General features: G+C 40.6%; 17 protein-coding genes and 1 pseudogene. 12 read left to right on the forward strand and 6 right to left on the reverse strand.

Annotated features, from left to right (window positions below; translation table 11 throughout):
• The first annotated feature begins 139 nt into the window (after positions 1 to 139).
• The 3 genes from H509_RS0112220 to clpP all read left to right on the forward strand — a co-directional run bounded on the left by H509_RS0112220 (position 140) and on the right by clpP (position 2088).
• Positions 140 to 592 (forward strand): MarR family winged helix-turn-helix transcriptional regulator, encoded by a 453-nt coding sequence (locus H509_RS0112220; protein WP_084159165.1) that lies wholly within the window; start codon positions 140 to 142, stop codon positions 590 to 592.
• Positions 593 to 743: 151 nt separating this feature from the next.
• On the forward strand, positions 744 to 1487 hold the full coding sequence (locus H509_RS26770; RefSeq protein ID WP_051287013.1) for an RNA polymerase sigma factor: 744 nt from the start codon (positions 744 to 746) through the stop codon (positions 1485 to 1487).
• Between the two features lie 22 nt (positions 1488 to 1509).
• On the forward strand, positions 1510 to 2088 hold the full coding sequence (gene clpP / locus H509_RS0112230) for an ATP-dependent Clp endopeptidase proteolytic subunit ClpP (protein WP_028545340.1): 579 nt from the start codon (positions 1510 to 1512) through the stop codon (positions 2086 to 2088).
• Between the two features lie 850 nt (positions 2089 to 2938).
• On the opposite strand, the gene H509_RS0112240 is transcribed toward clpP, so the two are convergent.
• The 3 genes and pseudogenes from H509_RS0112240 to H509_RS28775 all read right to left on the reverse strand — a co-directional run.
• A complete protein-coding gene (locus H509_RS0112240) occupies positions 2939 to 3166 on the reverse strand; it encodes a hypothetical protein (protein ID WP_028545341.1) in 228 nt (75 codons plus the stop codon).
• 279 nt (positions 3167 to 3445) lie between these two features.
• On the reverse strand, positions 3446 to 3682 hold the full coding sequence (locus tag H509_RS28770; RefSeq protein ID WP_028545342.1) for a transposase: 237 nt from the start codon (positions 3680 to 3682) through the stop codon (positions 3446 to 3448).
• Positions 3674 to 4009, reverse strand: a pseudogene (locus H509_RS28775) (transposase); the annotation flags it as partial. The pseudogene H509_RS28775 and the gene H509_RS28770, both read right to left, overlap by 9 nt.
• A gap of 193 nt (positions 4010 to 4202) precedes the next feature.
• Here H509_RS28775 and H509_RS0112250 point away from each other — a divergent pair.
• Together H509_RS0112250 and H509_RS0112255 are read left to right on the forward strand one after the other, a co-directional pair.
• Positions 4203 to 6398 (forward strand): ATP-dependent nuclease, encoded by a 2196-nt coding sequence (locus H509_RS0112250; RefSeq protein WP_028545343.1) that lies wholly within the window; start codon positions 4203 to 4205, stop codon positions 6396 to 6398.
• Positions 6383 to 8257 carry a UvrD-helicase domain-containing protein gene (locus H509_RS0112255; RefSeq protein WP_028545344.1) on the forward strand — a complete coding sequence of 625 codons (1875 nt, stop codon included), beginning with the start codon at positions 6383 to 6385 and terminating at the stop codon, positions 8255 to 8257. The genes H509_RS0112250 and H509_RS0112255 overlap by 16 nt, the downstream gene beginning before the upstream one ends.
• A 279-nt stretch (positions 8258 to 8536) precedes the next feature.
• Here H509_RS0112255 and H509_RS0112260 read toward each other — a convergent pair whose 3' ends face one another.
• Together H509_RS0112260 and H509_RS0112265 are read right to left on the reverse strand one after the other, a co-directional pair.
• A complete protein-coding gene (locus H509_RS0112260) occupies positions 8537 to 9364 on the reverse strand; it encodes an undecaprenyl-diphosphate phosphatase (RefSeq protein ID WP_036697303.1) in 828 nt (275 codons plus the stop codon).
• A 120-nt stretch (positions 9365 to 9484) separates the two neighbouring features.
• Entirely contained in the window at positions 9485 to 10390 is a 906-nt protein-coding gene (locus H509_RS0112265) for a helix-turn-helix transcriptional regulator (protein ID WP_028545346.1), read from the reverse strand.
• A gap of 280 nt (positions 10391 to 10670) precedes the next feature.
• Here H509_RS0112265 and H509_RS0112270 point away from each other — a divergent pair, with 280 nt between their 5' ends.
• From H509_RS0112270 to gpmA, 7 genes are all read left to right on the forward strand, one after another.
• Complete coding sequence (locus H509_RS0112270) at positions 10671 to 11186, forward strand: ClbS/DfsB family four-helix bundle protein (RefSeq protein ID WP_028545347.1); 516 nt, start codon at positions 10671 to 10673, stop codon at positions 11184 to 11186.
• An 83-nt stretch (positions 11187 to 11269) separates the two neighbouring features.
• Positions 11270 to 12967: a molecular chaperone HscC gene (locus tag H509_RS0112275; protein WP_036696992.1), complete on the forward strand. Its 1698-nt coding sequence runs from the start codon at positions 11270 to 11272 to the stop codon at positions 12965 to 12967.
• Positions 12964 to 14349 carry a tetratricopeptide repeat protein gene (locus H509_RS0112280; RefSeq protein WP_028545349.1) on the forward strand — a complete coding sequence of 462 codons (1386 nt, stop codon included), beginning with the start codon at positions 12964 to 12966 and terminating at the stop codon, positions 14347 to 14349. Before H509_RS0112275 ends, H509_RS0112280 begins: the two co-directional genes overlap by 4 nt.
• Before the next feature lie 18 nt (positions 14350 to 14367).
• Positions 14368 to 15069 (forward strand): DUF1266 domain-containing protein, encoded by a 702-nt coding sequence (locus tag H509_RS0112285; protein WP_028545350.1) that lies wholly within the window; start codon positions 14368 to 14370, stop codon positions 15067 to 15069.
• A 235-nt stretch (positions 15070 to 15304) separates the two neighbouring features.
• Complete coding sequence (locus tag H509_RS25100) at positions 15305 to 15901, forward strand: TVP38/TMEM64 family protein (protein WP_051287015.1); 597 nt, start codon at positions 15305 to 15307, stop codon at positions 15899 to 15901.
• Positions 15902 to 15904: 3 nt separating this feature from the next.
• Positions 15905 to 16852 carry a D-2-hydroxyacid dehydrogenase gene (locus H509_RS0112295; RefSeq protein WP_028545351.1) on the forward strand — a complete coding sequence of 316 codons (948 nt, stop codon included), beginning with the start codon at positions 15905 to 15907 and terminating at the stop codon, positions 16850 to 16852.
• Positions 16853 to 16937: 85 nt separating this feature from the next.
• On the forward strand, positions 16938 to 17675 hold the full coding sequence (gpmA, locus tag H509_RS0112300; RefSeq protein WP_028545352.1) for a 2,3-diphosphoglycerate-dependent phosphoglycerate mutase: 738 nt from the start codon (positions 16938 to 16940) through the stop codon (positions 17673 to 17675).
• Between the two features lie 201 nt (positions 17676 to 17876).
• On the opposite strand, the gene H509_RS0112305 is transcribed toward gpmA, so the two are convergent.
• Positions 17877 to 18179, reverse strand: coding sequence for a hypothetical protein (locus H509_RS0112305; protein ID WP_028545353.1), 303 nt, complete (start codon positions 18177 to 18179; stop codon positions 17877 to 17879).
• Between the last annotated feature and the right edge of the window lie 226 nt (positions 18180 to 18405).

An 18405-nucleotide genomic window follows, 5' to 3' on the forward strand; every position in this document is an offset into this window, starting at 1 on the left:
TGGACCATGTATCGATAAACTTTCCCCATTGACTGTCGCAGCTATTATTTTTACAATTTAAATATTAACTGATTTATTTAATTCAACGTGTACATATCGTGTACATATAATAGCGATAACCTAGTCGAAAGGAACATACATGATGGACGATATACAGGATTACACGAACCGAATTGGTATGTCCATGTGGCGTACGCATCGAAAAATGTCATCGGAAGTGATGGAGCATAAGCAACTGGGCCTTACAGGGCCTCAATTTTATTTGCTTAATCTAATTGATGAGGAAGGGGCTGCTAAAGTAGCTAGGCTTGCGGAGCGAATGGACGTGAAGCCGAGCGCAGCCACGGTTATGTTAGATCGCTTGGAGCAAAGCGGCTTTATCGAGCGTCAAATGGACAAGCAGGATCGACGGGCGGTTATTATAACGTTAACGGAAAACGGCAGACACATCTTGGACCAAACACGACAAGCTTCGCGTGAGGTGTTTATTCGTTACTTATCGGTATTTACCCCACAGGAGCTTGAAACGTTCGCCTCGTTGTTTGAAAAGCTAGAGCAGCATACACAAGCCTCACAAGAAGAAGATAAGTGAGATTACAAGTTCACCTTCCCCTCCTGCGCTGGTTATTGGCGGTGTCTTCCCTGAATAGGGGGACGTAACTATATGCATCGCGTATCTTTTGTTGGATGTCATTCGTTAATAAGGTGTATCCATTAATTCTAAGGTCATAGGAGGCCTGCACATGACTCATCACCAGCAAGTGGAATCGACTGAGAGGGCTGCTGTGGGCGAATGGGACCAGATGAGATCCGTCATCTTTCGCTATTGCACAGGGCTAACGGGTTCTCGGTGGGATGCAGAAGACTTGACGCAAGATACATTTTTGAAGTTGCTGCCTGTATTACAGGGGAACGAGCGCCATCCTAGTCCTGTCGCGTATGCACTGCGAATCGCGAAGAATAAGTGGACGGATCAGCGCCGAAGGCATCACATGTCAAGGGGGAAAGTAGAACTGCTTGCGTATGAGATGCAGTTGAATCCTTACTTGAGCGACAGTGTGATGGATATCGAGTTAGCTGTTGCCCTGCTTCTCCAGCGTGTACAGCCGCTTCAACGTGCTGTATTTCTGCTGCGTGAGGTGCTTGGTTATTCCACGATGGAAGTGGCCTCCATGTTGAAGCGAACTGATGGAGCAATCAAGTCGCTGCTTAATCGAGCACGTCATGTTGTGCGCTCCATTCGTGAAGATGACCCTGAATTCGTGCTGCAGGCCGTTTGTCTACAGGAGCTGGAAGATAAGCAGATGTTGAGGGCGTATGTGTCAGCGATTATGGAAGAAGACGCTCAGCGTCTGCTGGCTCTTATTCAGGATGAGCTTGTCAGTCATGCCTATGCGGCCAGCCATGTGCTGACGTTGCCAACAGGACGTAGCTATCGATCAGTTCCAGAGATAGATGACTGCACACCATTATTAATGGCTGCCTGATGAGGGATAAGGAGGATGAAAGATGGGGGTAATTCCTTACGTAATTGAGCAGTCCAAGGGCGGGGAGCGCAGTTATGACATCTACTCGCGCTTGCTAAAGGATCGGATCGTCATCGTTGGCGATGAAATTCACGATCAGATGTCGAACGCCATCGTGGCGCAGCTGCTGTTTTTAGCGGCGGATGATCCAGATCGGGACATCCAAATGTATATTAATAGCCCTGGTGGTTCTGTCACAGCAGGCTTTGCTATCTACGACACGATGCAGCATATTAAGCCCGACGTTTCAACCATTTGTATCGGCATGGCGGCTAGCTTTGGAGCAGTGCTGCTGGCAGGCGGTCAGAAGGGCAAGCGATTTGCCCTGCCGAACAGTGAAGTCATGATCCACCAGCCTTTGGGAGGTGCGCGAGGCCAAGCAAGTGACATTCATATTCACGCGCAATGGATTTTGAAGACACGTTTGAAAATTAATGAATTGTTGGCTGAACGGACGGGACGGCAGTTGGAGCAAATTTCACGCGACTCAGACCGCGATTTCTTTATGAGTGCAGCTGAAGCGAAGGCTTATGGGCTTATTGATGGTGTAATTACTCGATAGGTGATATGCATCGGCTCGAACTCCATCCATTGCATCAATAAGATCAAGGGTTTCAGCCCATTTATGCTGGAACCTTTTTTCGTTTAAAAGACATTTTTCCAATATCTAGCTAACGTCACTTCTTTTTTGCCTCGATTCGAGGTTTCCAATACGCTAGAAATGTTGTTGTAATGAATTTAGGATAAATGGGTCTTGATCATGTTCTGTGTGCGAGGACAGGTTTTCATCTTTCATGAGGGTTGTTTTGCTATCAAATGAAAATATTTAGTTTACTTTACGTCAATATTCTATTTAGAGGGTACAATGCTAACTCCATCCACATACCATGTGTCAGAACTAGTGATTTTTGTTTTCATCCCAATTACAACGTAAGAACCATTAGCTTTTTCCCAATACACCAAAGCTTGTGACTTATCTGGACTTATAAGTAAGGAGGACATTTTATCGCCTACCTCAAGATTTTTTCTTCTCTTCTCACTATAAAAAGCATCTAGGAAAGAAGATTGTTCTTTTTTAGATAAAGAAGATAGGATATCTTCTCTTAAGTTATGTGAATTAACAAACGTCCAATTTTTAAGATCTTGGTCTGCATTGACATCATTACTGTTTGCAAATGCTTTAACCTGTTCACTTTTTTGAATGATTTCCCGTCCTTTATTCCATGATTGAGTTAAACGTTCCTCTACTATTTTGGCTTCAGCCTACTGTTCAGAACTTAAAGTCGGAAAAAGAGAAGAGAGAGCTCCACTGGCATATGCGCTAGTACCCGTTATTAAAATGAAAGTAGCTAATCCAAGGATGATAAACATTTTATTTTTTCTTTTCATTACTAACACTCCTCATAAAATATTTAGTTCAAATAATAAGTTTTTTCTCCTGAGTCGGACCAATCACTTCCGTCACTATAGTAACCTTTTACTCGGCCAGACCACTGCATTTTATATGATCCTGACTGGGTATGCGCACCATCGGTAATATGAGCTGTAGCATATTGGTCAAGATAATAAATGTCACTTACATCTAATTTCGATCCCATATACGTTCCATCTCTAGATTTCATTGTTTCTGTAATCTTCATTTATATTCCTCTTAAAAAGACTAATTCGAATCTAAATCCCATTATATACCATTTAGTGAAAGGTTCATATAGCAACAAAGAGATAATTACATAAAAACCCTTATTTAGAATTTCATGGTTTTTAAACTAGGAGAAGCAATGTAATCTCATCACCTGTTATTGAGCAATCGAAAATTACCTTCATTTGAGAATTATATTAACATTATTAAATTAAAGTAGATGGTAGCGTCAAAATTTATGTGTAAATAGAAATAACCTTCCCTTGTAGAAAAGATGGTGCTAGTCCTTGGTGATAAACATGGCTTGGAGTTCGGCACGTGCTTGATCAAAGCCTATGTGACAGCGAGTAGCAAATCGTTGATTGTAGTCTTCGAACTGTGCGACCAAGAACTTCTCTAATGCTTTTTCATGTGGAAACTGTTCTTTTCGCTTGGTGTATTTCTTAATCTGTTTGTTGAATGATTCAATGAGATTCGTTGAATAAATGCTTCTCCTATTGGATACGGTCTGAGGCATGTAGTGATGACCATACTTCTTCTTGATGAGGTCAGCAATCTCAGTCATGCTTACGCCCTTTTGAAACGTATGAATGACAAAGTATTCAAGCATGTCATTAGAACGCTTATATGGAGCGACCGTCTGCTGTTTAGACTCCCATTACGATCCCGTCGGATACCAAAGTTGCAGATCCCCGTATTCGGTGTGAAGTGTACATGTGTACCTACCGTTGCGGGAATTTCCAGAATTGACTCTAGTGCGGTCATACTTCTCCTCATCCAGAAATGCTGTTAATTCGGCCTCTGACAAGTGATTCATTGTCGTTTCTAGGTGTTTATGTAAAATCTAAGTCACATCTTGCTTCGTGACTAGAGCTTGGACCAAATCTGATGTAAAATGATTCATAGGGAAGGTCTCTTTTCTGTGAATTGTGTTGTGGTGACTTAATTCTACAAGAAAAGGTCTTCCTTTTTGCTATTTATCTCGAGTAGATTCTTATATAAACAATATAAATACTAATTGAAATGGAGTTACTCCTATGAAAATCACCAAAATTAAAGTTAACAACTACAGGCTTCTAAAGAAATTTGAACTTGATCTTGAGAATGATCTGTCCGTTATAATTGGCAAAAACAATAGCGGAAAAACTTCCATGCTTTCAGTTTTAGACAAATTTATTGGAAAACGTTCGACTACAAACGTATTTTCTTATGATGACTTTAATATTAACTTTCAAAAACAAATAGAAAGACTAATTGTTTCTAGTGCAGTCGATTATACCGTTGATAACATCGGTATTACACTAACAATTATTATTTCATACGGTGAAACAGATAACTTGTCTAATATCAGCAAGTTAATGATGGACTTAGATCCAAGTAATAATTACGTAGTCATTAAATTTGAATATATTATAACTAATGAAGAATTAGTAAATATTCGAACCGACTACGCCAATCATAAAAAAGAGCGTGCAAAATCAAGCAAACAAGCAAAGAGTATTAATGAGTTTTTGAAAGATAATCATAAAAGATACTTTAAAATGAGTAAACGAGCTTTGGGATATGACCCTATCAATTCAATAGAGATAGATGACGAATACGTAGATTTAGGAAAAGAGAACAACCTTCTGGATAAAGTTATAAACTTTAAAGTTATTAGCGCAAAAAGAAACGTAACAAATAATGATTCAGATCGAGCTTTATCCACACTCTCTTCAAAGTACTACGAAAAGAAAGAGGACAAAGAGAACCAGTCCAATGAAGTACAAGATTTCAAAGATGCCCTTAGATCAACCGACTCACATTTAAATCAAATTTATAACGGACTTTTTTCCAGTGTCATAGATAAAGTCAAAAAGTTTGGTGGCCTTAATAAAGGCGATTCAATAATTAAAATCGCCTCTTCATTACAACACAGAGAACTCCTGAAAGGTAACACAACTGTTATGTATGATCATGATACAGAGCACTCTTTACCTGAAAATTATAACGGACTAGGTTATTTGAATTTAATCACAATGATTTTTGAAATTGAGATTCTACTTAGTGAATTTAGAAGGGAGTCGAACATTCATGATTCTCCAGCAGATATAAATCTGCTGTTTATTGAAGAGCCAGAGGCGCACACGCATCCTCAAATGCAATATATTTTCATAAAAAACATAAAGGATATTCTGACGCAAGCTAGCCAGGGCATAGACGGTAAAAAATTTAATTTACAAACAATAATAACTACACATTCGTCTCATATTACTTCGGAATGTGACTTTAATGACATCAAGTATTTTTTTAAAATTAATACAAACGAAGTTTACTCGAAAAACCTAAAGGATTTGGAAAAAGAATATGAGACAGAAGTCCAATCATTTAAATTTCTAAAACAATATCTCACTCTTAATCGTGCTGAATTATTTTTTGTAGATAAAGCGATCTTTATTGAAGGGGATACTGAAAGAATACTTTTCCCGGCCTTTATGAAGAAAATGGATCAAGAATTTCCCGAAAACCCTTTGCTTTCTCAGAATATTTCCATAGTTGAAGTCGGGGCATATTCACAGATTTTTGAAAAATTCATCGACTTCATTGGTATTAAAGCATTAATTATTACAGATATAGATTCTGCAAAAAAAGTTCCTCGAAAAAACAATAAGGGGACTTTGGTACTTGACACAAAAAAGTGCAAAGTAACTGAAAAACACGCCAGATTTTCAACGAACTCGTCTTTGAAGTTCTTTTACTCTACATCGTTTGAGTTATTCAAAGAATCAAACTCGAGTGTCGCAGTAACTGTGGAAGTAGATTCATATAATGTTGATAACGAAGGTGAACTGGGATTCTTAAAGTCTCTAGATTTGCGAGGAAAATTGCTTCGCAAACATTCGGAGACAAAGCAATGGATGCAAAAAGATGATGGAAATGTATTAGTTATCTTTCAAATACCAGAGAAAAACTCATACAAGAAGACATATCATGCAAGAAGTTTTGAGGATTCATTTTTCCACTTAAATCAAGATTTTATTTTAGATAATCTTGATCGGTTTCAAAGCCTTAAAAATAAAGAAAATCTAAAAACATCTAAAGACCCGTACTTATTAGCAGAGAAGTGCATCGATAAGAAACCCAGTTTTGCAATGGAAATTCTTCTCAATAGTAAAAGCGAAAATGGACTTGATTTTTGTAATTGGCAAATTCCAGCATACATAAAGGAAGGTTTGCTATGGTTGAAAAATTAGAATTAGAAGTTCAGGAAATACTAAAGTGTATAGCACGAAAACAGAACTTTTTGCTAAGTGGCGGAGCAGGATCAGGTAAGACTTATTCTTTGGTTCAACTCATCGAAGAGATTATTCATACTAATCCTTTAGCTAAAATCGCCTGTATAACTTATACAAATGCAGCAGTAAAGGAAATTGAAGAAAGGGTCAGTCACCAAAATTTGAAAGTCTCAACCATCCATGATTTCTTGTGGGATAGCATTAGAAACTATCAAAAGGACCTGAAGAATGGATTAATTGATCTTATAAATACTGAAGATTCAAAGATAACTAGTCCAGACGGAACTGTAGAAGCATTTTACTTTGACAACTTAAACGAAGGGATTCAGTATAAAGAGTATACTCGTATACAAGAAGGGATAATTTCTCACGATGAGGTGCTTGAGTTAGCAAATTATTTGTATAAAAAGCACTCTGTGTTATGTGACATTTTGCAAGATACGTTTCAATTTATTTTCATCGATGAATATCAAGATACTAGTCAACTTGTGATCAAAATATTTTTAGAACACGTAAAAAAAAGTAAACGTAGAAGTATCATTGGTTTATTTGGAGATGCAATGCAATCAATTTATGACAGCGGTATTGGAAATGTAAACGAGTACATCGAATCTAACGAAGTCTTTGAAATTCAGAAGAAGCAAAATAGAAGGAATCCTAGACTAGTCATAGAACTTGCTAATAAGTTAAGATATGATAGTTTAGTTCAGGAGTCTTCAGAAGACCCTGCTGCTCCTAATATGTTGAATGGTGTGATCAAGGAAGGTAATATCAAATTCCTGTATTCTAGTAACGACAGTATTGAAGAAATAAAGAAAACTTTATATTTTGAGGGATGGGATTTCACAGACTCGAAACAGACAAAAGAGTTATACCTGACACATAATCTTATAGCAGCCAAGGCAGGCTTTCCTAGTCTCATGGAAATATACGATAAAGATCCAATAATTAAATTTAAAAATAAAATGAGACGTAAGATTAAAGAGGACAACGTATCTATTAATGAGAACGATACCTTTGATCAGATAGCCGATCTACTAGCAAAACAAAAAAAACTAAAGAAAGAAATTTTACTAGAAGACCCAGAGACACGTATTCTATATAACCTTTTGAAAGACAAACCATATTATGAAGTCAAAGGTATCTACTTAGATAAGGAGTCACTTATTGATGATAAAAAGCAAGATAAAACAGATGAAAATAGAAAAGGTTCAAAGAGAGATGCTTTAGTGAAACATTTGTTCAAAATCCAGCACATAGTCGATCTATACAACAAGAAAAATTACAATGAGTTTATACGACGAACAGAGCTTCCGATTACATCGATAAAAAGAAAAAAAGATATTCATGATATTATTGAGAGTTTTAGTGATTCCTCTAACAAAAAAATAGGCGAGATTATTGAATTAGCCGACATCAATGGTATTTGCAAAAAGGACGATAAGTACAATAAGTTCGTCCAAGACAATTTCTATGTTTTTGACAGAGTGAGGGAAGTTAAATATGCTGAATTCCAAAATCTATTTTATTATTTAGAGGGTTTTACTCCCTTTTCCACGCAACACAAGATAAAAGGTGCGGAGTTTGAAAATGTTCTTGTGGTATTGGATAATGGAAAGTGGACTAGTTTTAATTTCGATTATTTATTTAGCGAGCAAACAGAGAAAGCCTCTGTGTACTATAGAACCAAAAAACTATTCTATGTGTGCTGTACAAGAGCTAGAAACAACTTAGTTATCTTCTTTCATAATCCAAATGATTTAATTATACGTCAAGCTAAAGATTGGTTTGGAGACGATAATGTGAAGAAGGTATGAGCAATATACTCCTGAATATAACCTTAGTTATATTTAGTTTTCACTGAAACTAATACGTTTTAATTATACTGGTCATATTATTGGTCCCACTTTCTTATTTATGGATTATGGAAAGCTCGTGTAGGTATACGAGAGCACAATCAGGAAAAGTCTTATAAATAGAATAATATTCCATTCGAAGTCGTTCCAAAAGATAACTCTCCATAGACAGCAAAGGGGCGATCCCTCTAGTCATTTTGGATGACTTTGGGATTGCCCCTTTTGTGTAAGGCTACGTGATTACATAATAAAGACGAAATAAATAATGGCAGCAAGCACTAAACGGTAAATTGCAAAAGGCACGAGCTTAATGCGATTAATCAATTTCAAGAAGAAACGAATGGATATTAAAGCGAAAATAAATGCGCTAATAAAGCCTACAACAAAAAATGGAAGGGCGTCTAACGTGAAGTTCTCCCAATGCTTTAGCAGTGACAGGCCGCTAGCGCCCGCCATAACTGGCACAGCCATAATAAACGTAAAGTCAGATGCAGCACGATGACTCATTCCAAGTAGAACACCGCCCGATATCGTTGATCCGGAGCGGGAGAAGCCAGGCCATAAGCCCAAGCATTGGAAGAGTCCAATCCCTAATGCTTGTCCATACGTGATCTGGTCGACTGTTTCAGCTTTTGGTCTTCGAGGACGGAACCAATCTGCTGCAATCATCAGAATTGCTCCGATCACAAGACCAACGACTACAGTCTTTGTGGAGAACAAATATTCATCAATATAATCGTTAAAAAGTACGCCCAGCACACCTGCTGGAATAAGCCCTACCAACACTTGCAGCAGATTCAGATGTCCGCCCCGTCCTAGTTGGACAGCGTCTTGTGATCGTCTGCGCTTAAGTCCAAGCAGATCCAAAAATCTGTCTTTGAACACCACTACAACAGCTAAAATGGAACCAAGCTGAATAACGACTTTAAAAGTGTTTGCTACCTCTGGAGAAAACAAGTCTTTCGACTGAAACCAAAAATCATCCACAATAATCATATGTCCCGTTGAGGATACCGGAGCAAATTCCGTTAATCCTTCAACGACGCCTAGTATAAAGGCGACAAACATTTCCCACCAATTCAAGCTGATTCACTCTCCTACATACATTCCTTCTATAATGACAAGCACATAAACTGTATTATATAGCTTTTTGAGAGAGTGTGAAAGTAGTACCCATTGAAACGCTTGTCAAATGAATTGTTGACGGTATTGACGAGGTGAGATACCTTCCAACTTGGCAAAGCATGCCGTAAAGTAAGCGGGTTGATTAAAGCCAACTAAAGCGGCTACTTTAGCAATCGAGTTATCAGTCTGCAAGAGCAGCAGCTTGGCCTGCTCAATTCGGTATTTTTGCAAGTATTCAAATGGAGAACAGCCGAACTGCCGCTGCATACACCTTGCAATATAGACTGGATGAAAGTTAATATTCTCACCTAACAATTCTGCCGTAATAGGCTCCTGATAATGATTGCGCAAATATTGCGCGGCTTGAGCAGCGCATTGGGAAGCAGATGATTGCTCTACGGCCCCACCTGTGCTAGCTAGTTGCAGCAGTAGTTGTTGGAAGAGTAGCTGCTGCTGCCACCGATTGTGAGCCAGGTCATCGTTCAAATGGGGCGACGAGAGCAGATTTAACGTAGCTAATAACGAATCAGGCTGTTCTATGACACTGAGCTGAGGCAGTCGCAGATGAAATTGATTCACCCTGATACGTTTGTCCTCTTTTTTTACTTCAGCATTTATTGGGTGTACATCAGGGGGGGCTGAGCCATACTGTGGCGGTGGTGTATGTTCTGTGTTGTTTAACGTCCAGTTGCCCTCGGATTGGAAATGAATCCAGTCATAGGTCGTCTCTTCTTCACATGCTTGTATAGGAAAATAATATTGGTTCGGTAGTAAAATTAGTGTGTGTTGAGCAGATAATTTATAGTGTTGTTGTTCCTGCCCAATATATAGGCATCCTTGTCGGACAACGATTAATTGAAACAGATCGATCTGTCGTCGGGCAGGCGGTTTATTGCCGATCGACATTACACGATGACCGCTATTGATGTAATGAGGCAGGGGTGGGGCGGACAGTTGAATGGTTGGCATGAGGGCACCTTTTCTTCTGAACTTTATTTAGGTTGGAATATTATAAAAGAGATCTTCTAATCTAGCACTTAGCACTCTTTTCTGAGTATACCATCTCTATATTATATGTTCTATACTTCAACTAATTTGCTCGTAATGAATTGGCGCGCTTGGCGTGCTAATCTCGATTGGCGGCAAGCGTATAATCTTATAATTTATCGCTTACCGCATGTTTAACCTGTCATAGGGGTGTCACAGTTGTATGCTACGATAACTATAAACGTCGCAAAGGAGCTTACTTATGGCGAGCTATGATTATCGATCTAGGGAGGCGCTAAAGAATGCTATCCACAGTACATACTTGTTGTTGGATCAGGAATTTGAGGACATTGATCATCATAAAAAAGATGTGCTTGTTCCAGAAGTAGACAAAACACCGGCACAAATTATCGCCTATCAGCTCGGTTGGCTTCATTTAGTTATGGGTTGGGAAAAGGCTGAGCGATCAAATCAAGAAGTGCTTATGCCAGCGCCTGGGTACAAATGGAATCAGCTTGGCGTGTTGAACCGTTCTTTTTATGCAGCTTATGGCAGCTATTCACTACATGAACTGCGTGTGCTGCTTCAGCAGACGGAGCAGGAGTGGCTCTGTTGGGTAGATGAATTAAGCGAGGAAGAACTATTTACACAAGGTGCTCGTAAGTGGACAGGAGAGAAGCCGAATTGGCCTCTTGTCAGATGGATACACATTAATTCTGTTGCGCCATTTCGTACCTTTCGTGCAAAGTTAAGAAAATGGAAGAAATATGAACATTAATTCATATTTTGTTTCGGTATGTCTGTTATATAGTATTATTTAGGTTGTGTTATTCCAATGTTGAAAGAGGGATAAATGATTGTATGATTGGAATCGATTTGGGAACGACGAATAGTTTAGTTGCATACTGGGACGGTAAACAGGCGCAAATAATTCCGAATGTTTTAGGGGAAAAATTGACTCCTTCAGTGGTAAGCGTTGATGATAATGGAGCAATATTAGTAGGACGAATTGCACAGGAGCGCCTCATTACCCATCCTCATTTAACGGGAGCCTCTTTTAAGAGATTTATGGGGTCTGAGAAGAAATATAAGCTAGGTGCGTTTGAGTTTACACCAGAAGAAATGTCCTCATTCATTTTGCGAACATTAAAAGAGGATGCAGAGGCTTATCTTGGACAAGCGGTCCATGAAGCGGTAATTAGTGTTCCGGCCTACTTTAATGATGTCCAACGTAAAATGACCCAAAAAGCGGCGGAACTGGCGGGTTTGAAGGTGGAACGTCTCATAAGTGAGCCTACAGCGGCGGCCCTTGCTTATGGTCTGCACCAAGGAGAAGCAGAAATGCGATTTTTGGTATTTGATCTCGGTGGTGGAACGTTCGACGTTTCCATTTTAGAAATGTTTGAGGGTGTAATGGACGTCAAAGCGATTGCCGGCGACAATTATTTGGGAGGAGATGATTTTACTGAGCTACTTGTTGCTCACTTCGTTTCAGAGCATCAGCTTATACTCGAACAGCTTGATGATAAAACGATATCTTCTCTTTACAAGCAAGCGGAACAATGCAAGCGCAGTTTAGGTGCTGAAACTAGAGGATGTATGCGCACAGTTCTGGAGGACCGTGAACTTGTGCTTCATATAACCAAGCCAGAGTTTGAACAGTTGGCACAGCCCCTAATCATTCGTTTACGTCAACCGGTGGAGCGCGCATTGCGGGATGCAGAACTACTGCCCTCCGACCTGAATGGCATTGTCATGGTAGGTGGTGCAACCCGAATGCCACTAGTGAAGCATGTTATCGGTCGAATGTTTGGGCAGATGCCATACGCCTCCATTGATCCAGATGAGTCTGTTGCACTTGGCGCGGCTGTCCAAGCCGCCTTGAAGCAGAGAAATCAGGCGTTGGAAGAAATCATTCTGACGGATGTTTGTCCGTATACATTGGGAACTAGTGTGATACAGATCGGAGCAAAAGGGAAGTTAAGTGACGGTCACTATTTACCAATTATTGAACGTAATACACCTATTCCCGTGAGTCGGGTAGAGCGGTTATACACCGTAAATGATATGCAGAAAGTGCTGATTGTGGATGTGTATCAGGGCGAGAGCAGACTAGTAGAGAACAATTTGAAGCTTGGTCAGCTAAATATTAATGTTCCAGCGGCTAAGGCTGGAGAACAGTGTATTGATGTCCGTTACACTTATGATATTAACGGAATTCTTGAGGTTGAGGTCATCAGCGTGACAACAGGTGAAAAAAATCGCTTGCTCATTGAACAGCATGTGGGTACTATGAGCCGGGAGCAGATTGAAGCCCGCCTGCTAGAAATTGCAAGCATCAAAATTCACCCCCGGGATCGAGTGGAAAACAGACTGCTTATTGCCAAAGGAGAGCGGCTGTATGAGGAGTCGCTTGGTCAACGGCGGGAATTTATCGCGCGATGCTTAAAGGAATTCGAGGATGCGCTGCATACGCAGGACGATCGGGTCATTAAAAAAGTAGCTCAATGGTATAAAGAGCAATTGGCACAGATGGAAGGATGGGGATATTTCTCGTGATTAACTGGAAAATGTTAGGCATAAGTCCGACTGATGATAAGGCTGCCATTAAGAAAGCCTATGCGAAACAACTTCGCGTCTATCATCCTGAGGATCATCCAGAAGATTACCAGCGGCTTAGAGAAGCATTTGATGCTGCGATGAAGCAGGCTGGAAAATCCGTTCCATTTGTTGAAGAGCAAACCAGTCCCGAAATCATCCATTCTATACTTGTCAGAGATGAGAGGCCAGATCCAGAACGGTTACATACTTTATCACCATTGTCGTCTGTAAATGAAACTGAAGTTCTTGACGTTATAGCTGATGGATTAGAGGACCAGATGGAAGCAGGGGGCATGCCGAATACTCGTATTGAACCCCTTCAGTTATTTTGGCAAGGGCTTCATGAACGGTATCGTGATATTAGTCGGCGTGTAGACCCACAGCAATGGGAATCCCTGCTAAATGAAGATTATATGTGGGATATGGGGACTGTGGAGAAACGGTTTGACGTACTCATGCGTTTTTTAGCCGAGCGCCGATATATGCCGCATGACGTATGGACTTTGCTTGATTTAACGTTTGAACTGAGTAAGAACCTCGAAAATAGGCGGGAACGTTACGATAACGATGTGATCGAATACATTACATTACAAATTAGCGGGACAATGGAAATGGGGTATGTCTGTTTTGTGGGGCGTGAGTTTACATTTGATATAGATGACTATTTAAGTTGCAGGGAAGCAGCACAGTTCTTTCTCATGAGAAGGCAATTTGAGGATGCTGAGCAAAGGCTCGCTCAGGCCAACGAGTTGTTTCAGGAAGACCCCGATTTGCAATTGATGCGGGCCAAATTTGCCTTGATGAATGGAGCAGTATCAGAAGAAGTGCTTGGAATCCTCAACCAAGTGATCAGCTATAATCCGCAGGAATGGGAAGCTTATTTGTTGCGGGGACGATTATTGTTTAACGAGAAACAGTATAAGGAGGCACAGCAAGATGCAGAATTGCTGCTCCAACAAGTGCCTAAATCGCAAGATGCAAGATGTCTGGCTATTGAATGTTATATGGCACTGAACCAATTAGAAAAAGCATGGGCGATACAGAATGAACCGCCAAAAATATATTTCCGGTATTGTGCAGTTATAATGGCGCTTTGCAACAAGCAAATATATGCCCAAAAGCCTAGAAAGAAGTCCTTTAAGTACATGCTAGGCGTTACCGGATATCGAATCATGGAATTTCTTCTGCTCCTTTGGAAGCTTAATTGGAAGCTCCTGCTAATCTATATTGCTAGCGGTTATATTATTGGCTTTGGATCACTGCCTGCATACATTGCGGCTGGAGCTATGCTCTGGCGAACATGGAAGTCCATCCGAGCTACATATTTGCTGTTGACCTAATTACAGGAGGGCAATTGTATGTTTCGAAATTATCAATCGATAAAGAAGTATAAGCTGGATCTCTATTTTCGCTGTCTATCGGCCAATTGCTTTAATGGGATAATGGGAAATTACTTTGTTATACATGAGTTCTCATCTAACGCGTTCATATCCACCAAAGGACAAGGTTTCAAGCTGCTCAGACACTGGGATATATCAAATGCTGATGACTTGAACAAACGAATACATATATTGTTAGGTAACAATTTTTATTTGGAATATCAATTACTACATACACAGTTGAGTGTGCTGACAGAGAAGGCGCGCGTCAAATATTTGGAGTCGTACCGCAGGCACGAAGATTATGCGAAGATGTCTCTGGTTTACAATTGTTTACAGCATCTGCCATCGGGTAACCTAATTGGCTACGGCGCTTCATGGGTAGTTGCATTGTGTCGTGCAGGCCAGGCTGCAAAAATGATTACAGAAGAGGAGGCTTGGACCTATAAAATACAGGCAGCCAAGATGGTTCAAGCTGCGTATCATAACTGGGAAGATTTTTTCATTGCGTTCTCCATCGGTAGTTGTTTTTACGATACTAAACCAAACACGCCAATGTATTGGTCACCAACAAGCATGTTTACACTAATTAATATTAGTTCTTTGTTGTACAAGCGGGTGGCATGGAATCACAGTTTAGAACTCCCCATCACAATTCAGAAGACAAGTAACGGAGAATGACATGCTCATCCATTGTCAATAAAGATTCGGTGCAGAGTATAGTGGGGCATGATGAACTCACATGCTCTGTTTTTTTATGTTCAGGTCAAACGGGGACATGCGCAGCCGATGTCAGTTTAACCATTGGTAAATGGTTTTAATGTATTCACGGGGAGAAAGACAGTATGTTGAAGGAAGTGCAGAGAGGCTATTGTGCTATAATGTGACGTATAAGGCAAGGTAAGTCTATTATTTAATGGAAGAGACGGAAATATATAAGATGCTGCAAAGCTTGGATATGTTCAGCGCGGTTGAGTGGCTGCGCAGCTTTGGTCCTTGGGCTATTGGGGTCAGCTTGCTCTTGAATGTGCTAATTAGTGTTGCCGGATTTATCCCGAGCGTATTTCTAACAGGAGCTAACGTGCTCGTATTCGGCACGGGATACGGATTTATCCTTTCTTTGCTCGGGGAAACGATTGGGGCAGGCATTACGATTCTACTCTATCGTAAAGGTGTATCGCGGCTGCCATTTATTCATACAGACAGATGGCGCTGGCTGCAAAGGCTGAATCAAGCATCGCGGCGACGGCAACTGGCGATTATAGCTGTTGCGAGGCTGATTCCGCTTATGCCGTCCGGCTTAGTTAATGCAGTAGCCGCATTATCGAGTATGCGGCTAGCGGACTTTGTGCTTGTGACTTTTGTGGGCAAAGCTCCTTCCATTTATATCGAGACGATGGTAGGAGAAGCTTTTCTAACCAATGACCTTATCTTTAAATTGGGCATATCAGGTTTATTGTTAGGCTTGCTTTTTTATGGGATCAAGCGGACAAATAAGAGGAATGGAGACTAGCATATGCATATCGTTACATCTGTAAAGTTACGACCAGAATATATGAATCGTTTGCAGCAGTTGTGTCCACAGGATCAAGTCGACATTGTGTATCCGATGGAGCAATTCGAAGAGGCGTTGAGTACGGCAGAAATAGTTGTCACTTATGGTACTGATATTACAGATGAGATGCTTAATCAATTAAAGCAGGTTCGTTGGATTCAGGTGTTCAGTGCGGGCGTGGATCAGATGCCATTACTTTCATTGGCCGAGCGTAACATTATCGTGACGAATGCACGCGGCATTCATGCTGTACCGATGTCAGAGTTTGCGATCGGACTTATGCTGCAAGAATCAAAGCAATTTGTGCCAATGTATCGAAATCAGCAGCGTTCAGAGTGGAACCGCAAACTGGAAATAAGCGAATTGTACAGCAAGACGGTGTGTGTTTTCGGTACTGGTGCGATCGGGCAGGAAATTGCCCGCAAAGCAGGCGTGTTTGGTATGACCTGTATCGGCATTAACTACACAGGTCGCAGTGTGACAGGATTTGAAAACGTTTATTCATATACGATGGCTGATCAAGCCCTTCCAGCCGCTGATTATATAATTGTGGCAGCCCCTCTAACGACAGAAACGAGACATTGGTTTAACAAGGAGCGGCTAGGCTTGCTTCAGAAAGATGCCGTGTTTATAAATTTGGGGAGAGGGGAAATTGTAGTGGAGACGGAACTTGCGGCCCTGCTTCACAATGGAGGCATCCGACGTGCATATCTGGATGTGTTTGAGATGGAGCCATTGCCAGAACAATCCCCATTATGGCAGCTTGACAATTGTATAATTACCCCGCACGTCTCGGGCATGTCCAAAATGTATCTGCCGCGATGTTTATCCCTATTTGAACAAAATTTGAATCTGTATCGTCAAGGAGACACTTTAATCAATAGGGTTGATTTGGCTAATGGATATTGATTCCTTTTTAGGGGGAACGGGTACAATAAATATATAGGGATATATAGCCGCTTTTCAGGCACAATGGTGAAAGAAGGTTTGCTCGATGACTACTAAACTTGTACTTATACGTCATGGTCAAAGCTTGTGGAATTTGGAAAATCGATTTACGGGATGGACAGATGTTGATTTGTCGGAGCAAGGGTTAAATGAGGCACGTCAGGCGGGAATCATTTTACGCCAAAATGGTTTTATTTTTGATACAGCTTATACCTCTGTACTAAAGCGAGCGATACGAACGTTATGGATCGTACTGCATGAGATGGATCTTATGTGGATTCCTGTGACGAAGACGTGGATGTTAAATGAACGCCACTACGGTGCGCTTCAAGGATTAAATAAAGCGGAAACAGCCGCAAAGTATGGCGAAGATCAAGTTCACCTTTGGCGTCGTTCTGTTGATGTTAGACCTCCGGCGTTAGAACTGGATGACGAGCGGTATGAAGCGGAACATCCTAAATATGCGGCGCTTGCTAAAGGGGAATTTCCTTTAACCGAAAATCTCGAGGATACAGAGAAACGTGTAGTCAACTACTGGAATACGTGTATTTTGCCCGATTTACATGCTGGCAAACGGGTCGTTATCGCCGCCCACGGCAATACGATCCGAGCGCTTGTTCAGTTTTTGGATGATGTGCCAAGTGATGGTATTGCTAACCTAAACATACCAACTGGTGTTCCACTCGTATATGAGCTAGACAATGATACGCTGAAGCCAATCAGACATTATTATATAGGTCCAGATGGTGAGCTGCCGGCAGACGAAATTCCTAACCATATATAAAGTTATAAAGGACGCCCTTTGTAAGCTTTGGGAAAGGTTTCGGCAAGGTGTAGAAATCAGGTGCAACAAACCTTGACGATTCAGTGAAGTTCATGTTAAAGTAATAATCGATTAATCCACTAGGGATAATTTGAATATTACTTTCGCTTTAATCATTGACCAAACTGTTGGGGACGATAGATATACTATCGTCTCCTTTTTTTATATTAAGTTAAAGCGCTTGATTTGCTCCCATTGACCTTCTTGTTCCAGAATGGGCCTTTGACGTGATCCGATCAGATCAAAATGGGGAAATGGATCGCGGTTATGGATATATTGAGCTGGCAGCTTGTGCTTAACACACCATGCTTGTAAACGTATGATGTCCGCGCAGCCAACCTTTGTGACGGAGGTGACGCCTGGATAACGATTATCCAACCAATAGTGGGTAAGGTACGCGATTTCACCTCGCAGTACGTTTTGCTTCCACTGATTAAGTTCCTGTCTCTTGATACCAAAAGCCATTCCATTTTTCACCCTTTACGTTCCTCATTTGTAGGAGGTTACTTGTGTCTTATTTCAGTATAACAAATGAAATCGATAAGATAAGAGTAACAACATTAATATTATATGGGATTAAATGGTTTCCAAAATTGTCCGTTTGCTAAAGATTAGGTAAAATTTTATTGCCCCTGTATCTGTCAAAATAGGAGAGGAAAGCTGAAGAAACATTGATACAGCAACAAATGAA

The organism is Paenibacillus taiwanensis DSM 18679 (assembly GCF_000425125.1).
GTDB classification, from domain to species: domain Bacteria; phylum Bacillota; class Bacilli; order Paenibacillales; family Paenibacillaceae; genus Paenibacillus_B; species Paenibacillus_B taiwanensis.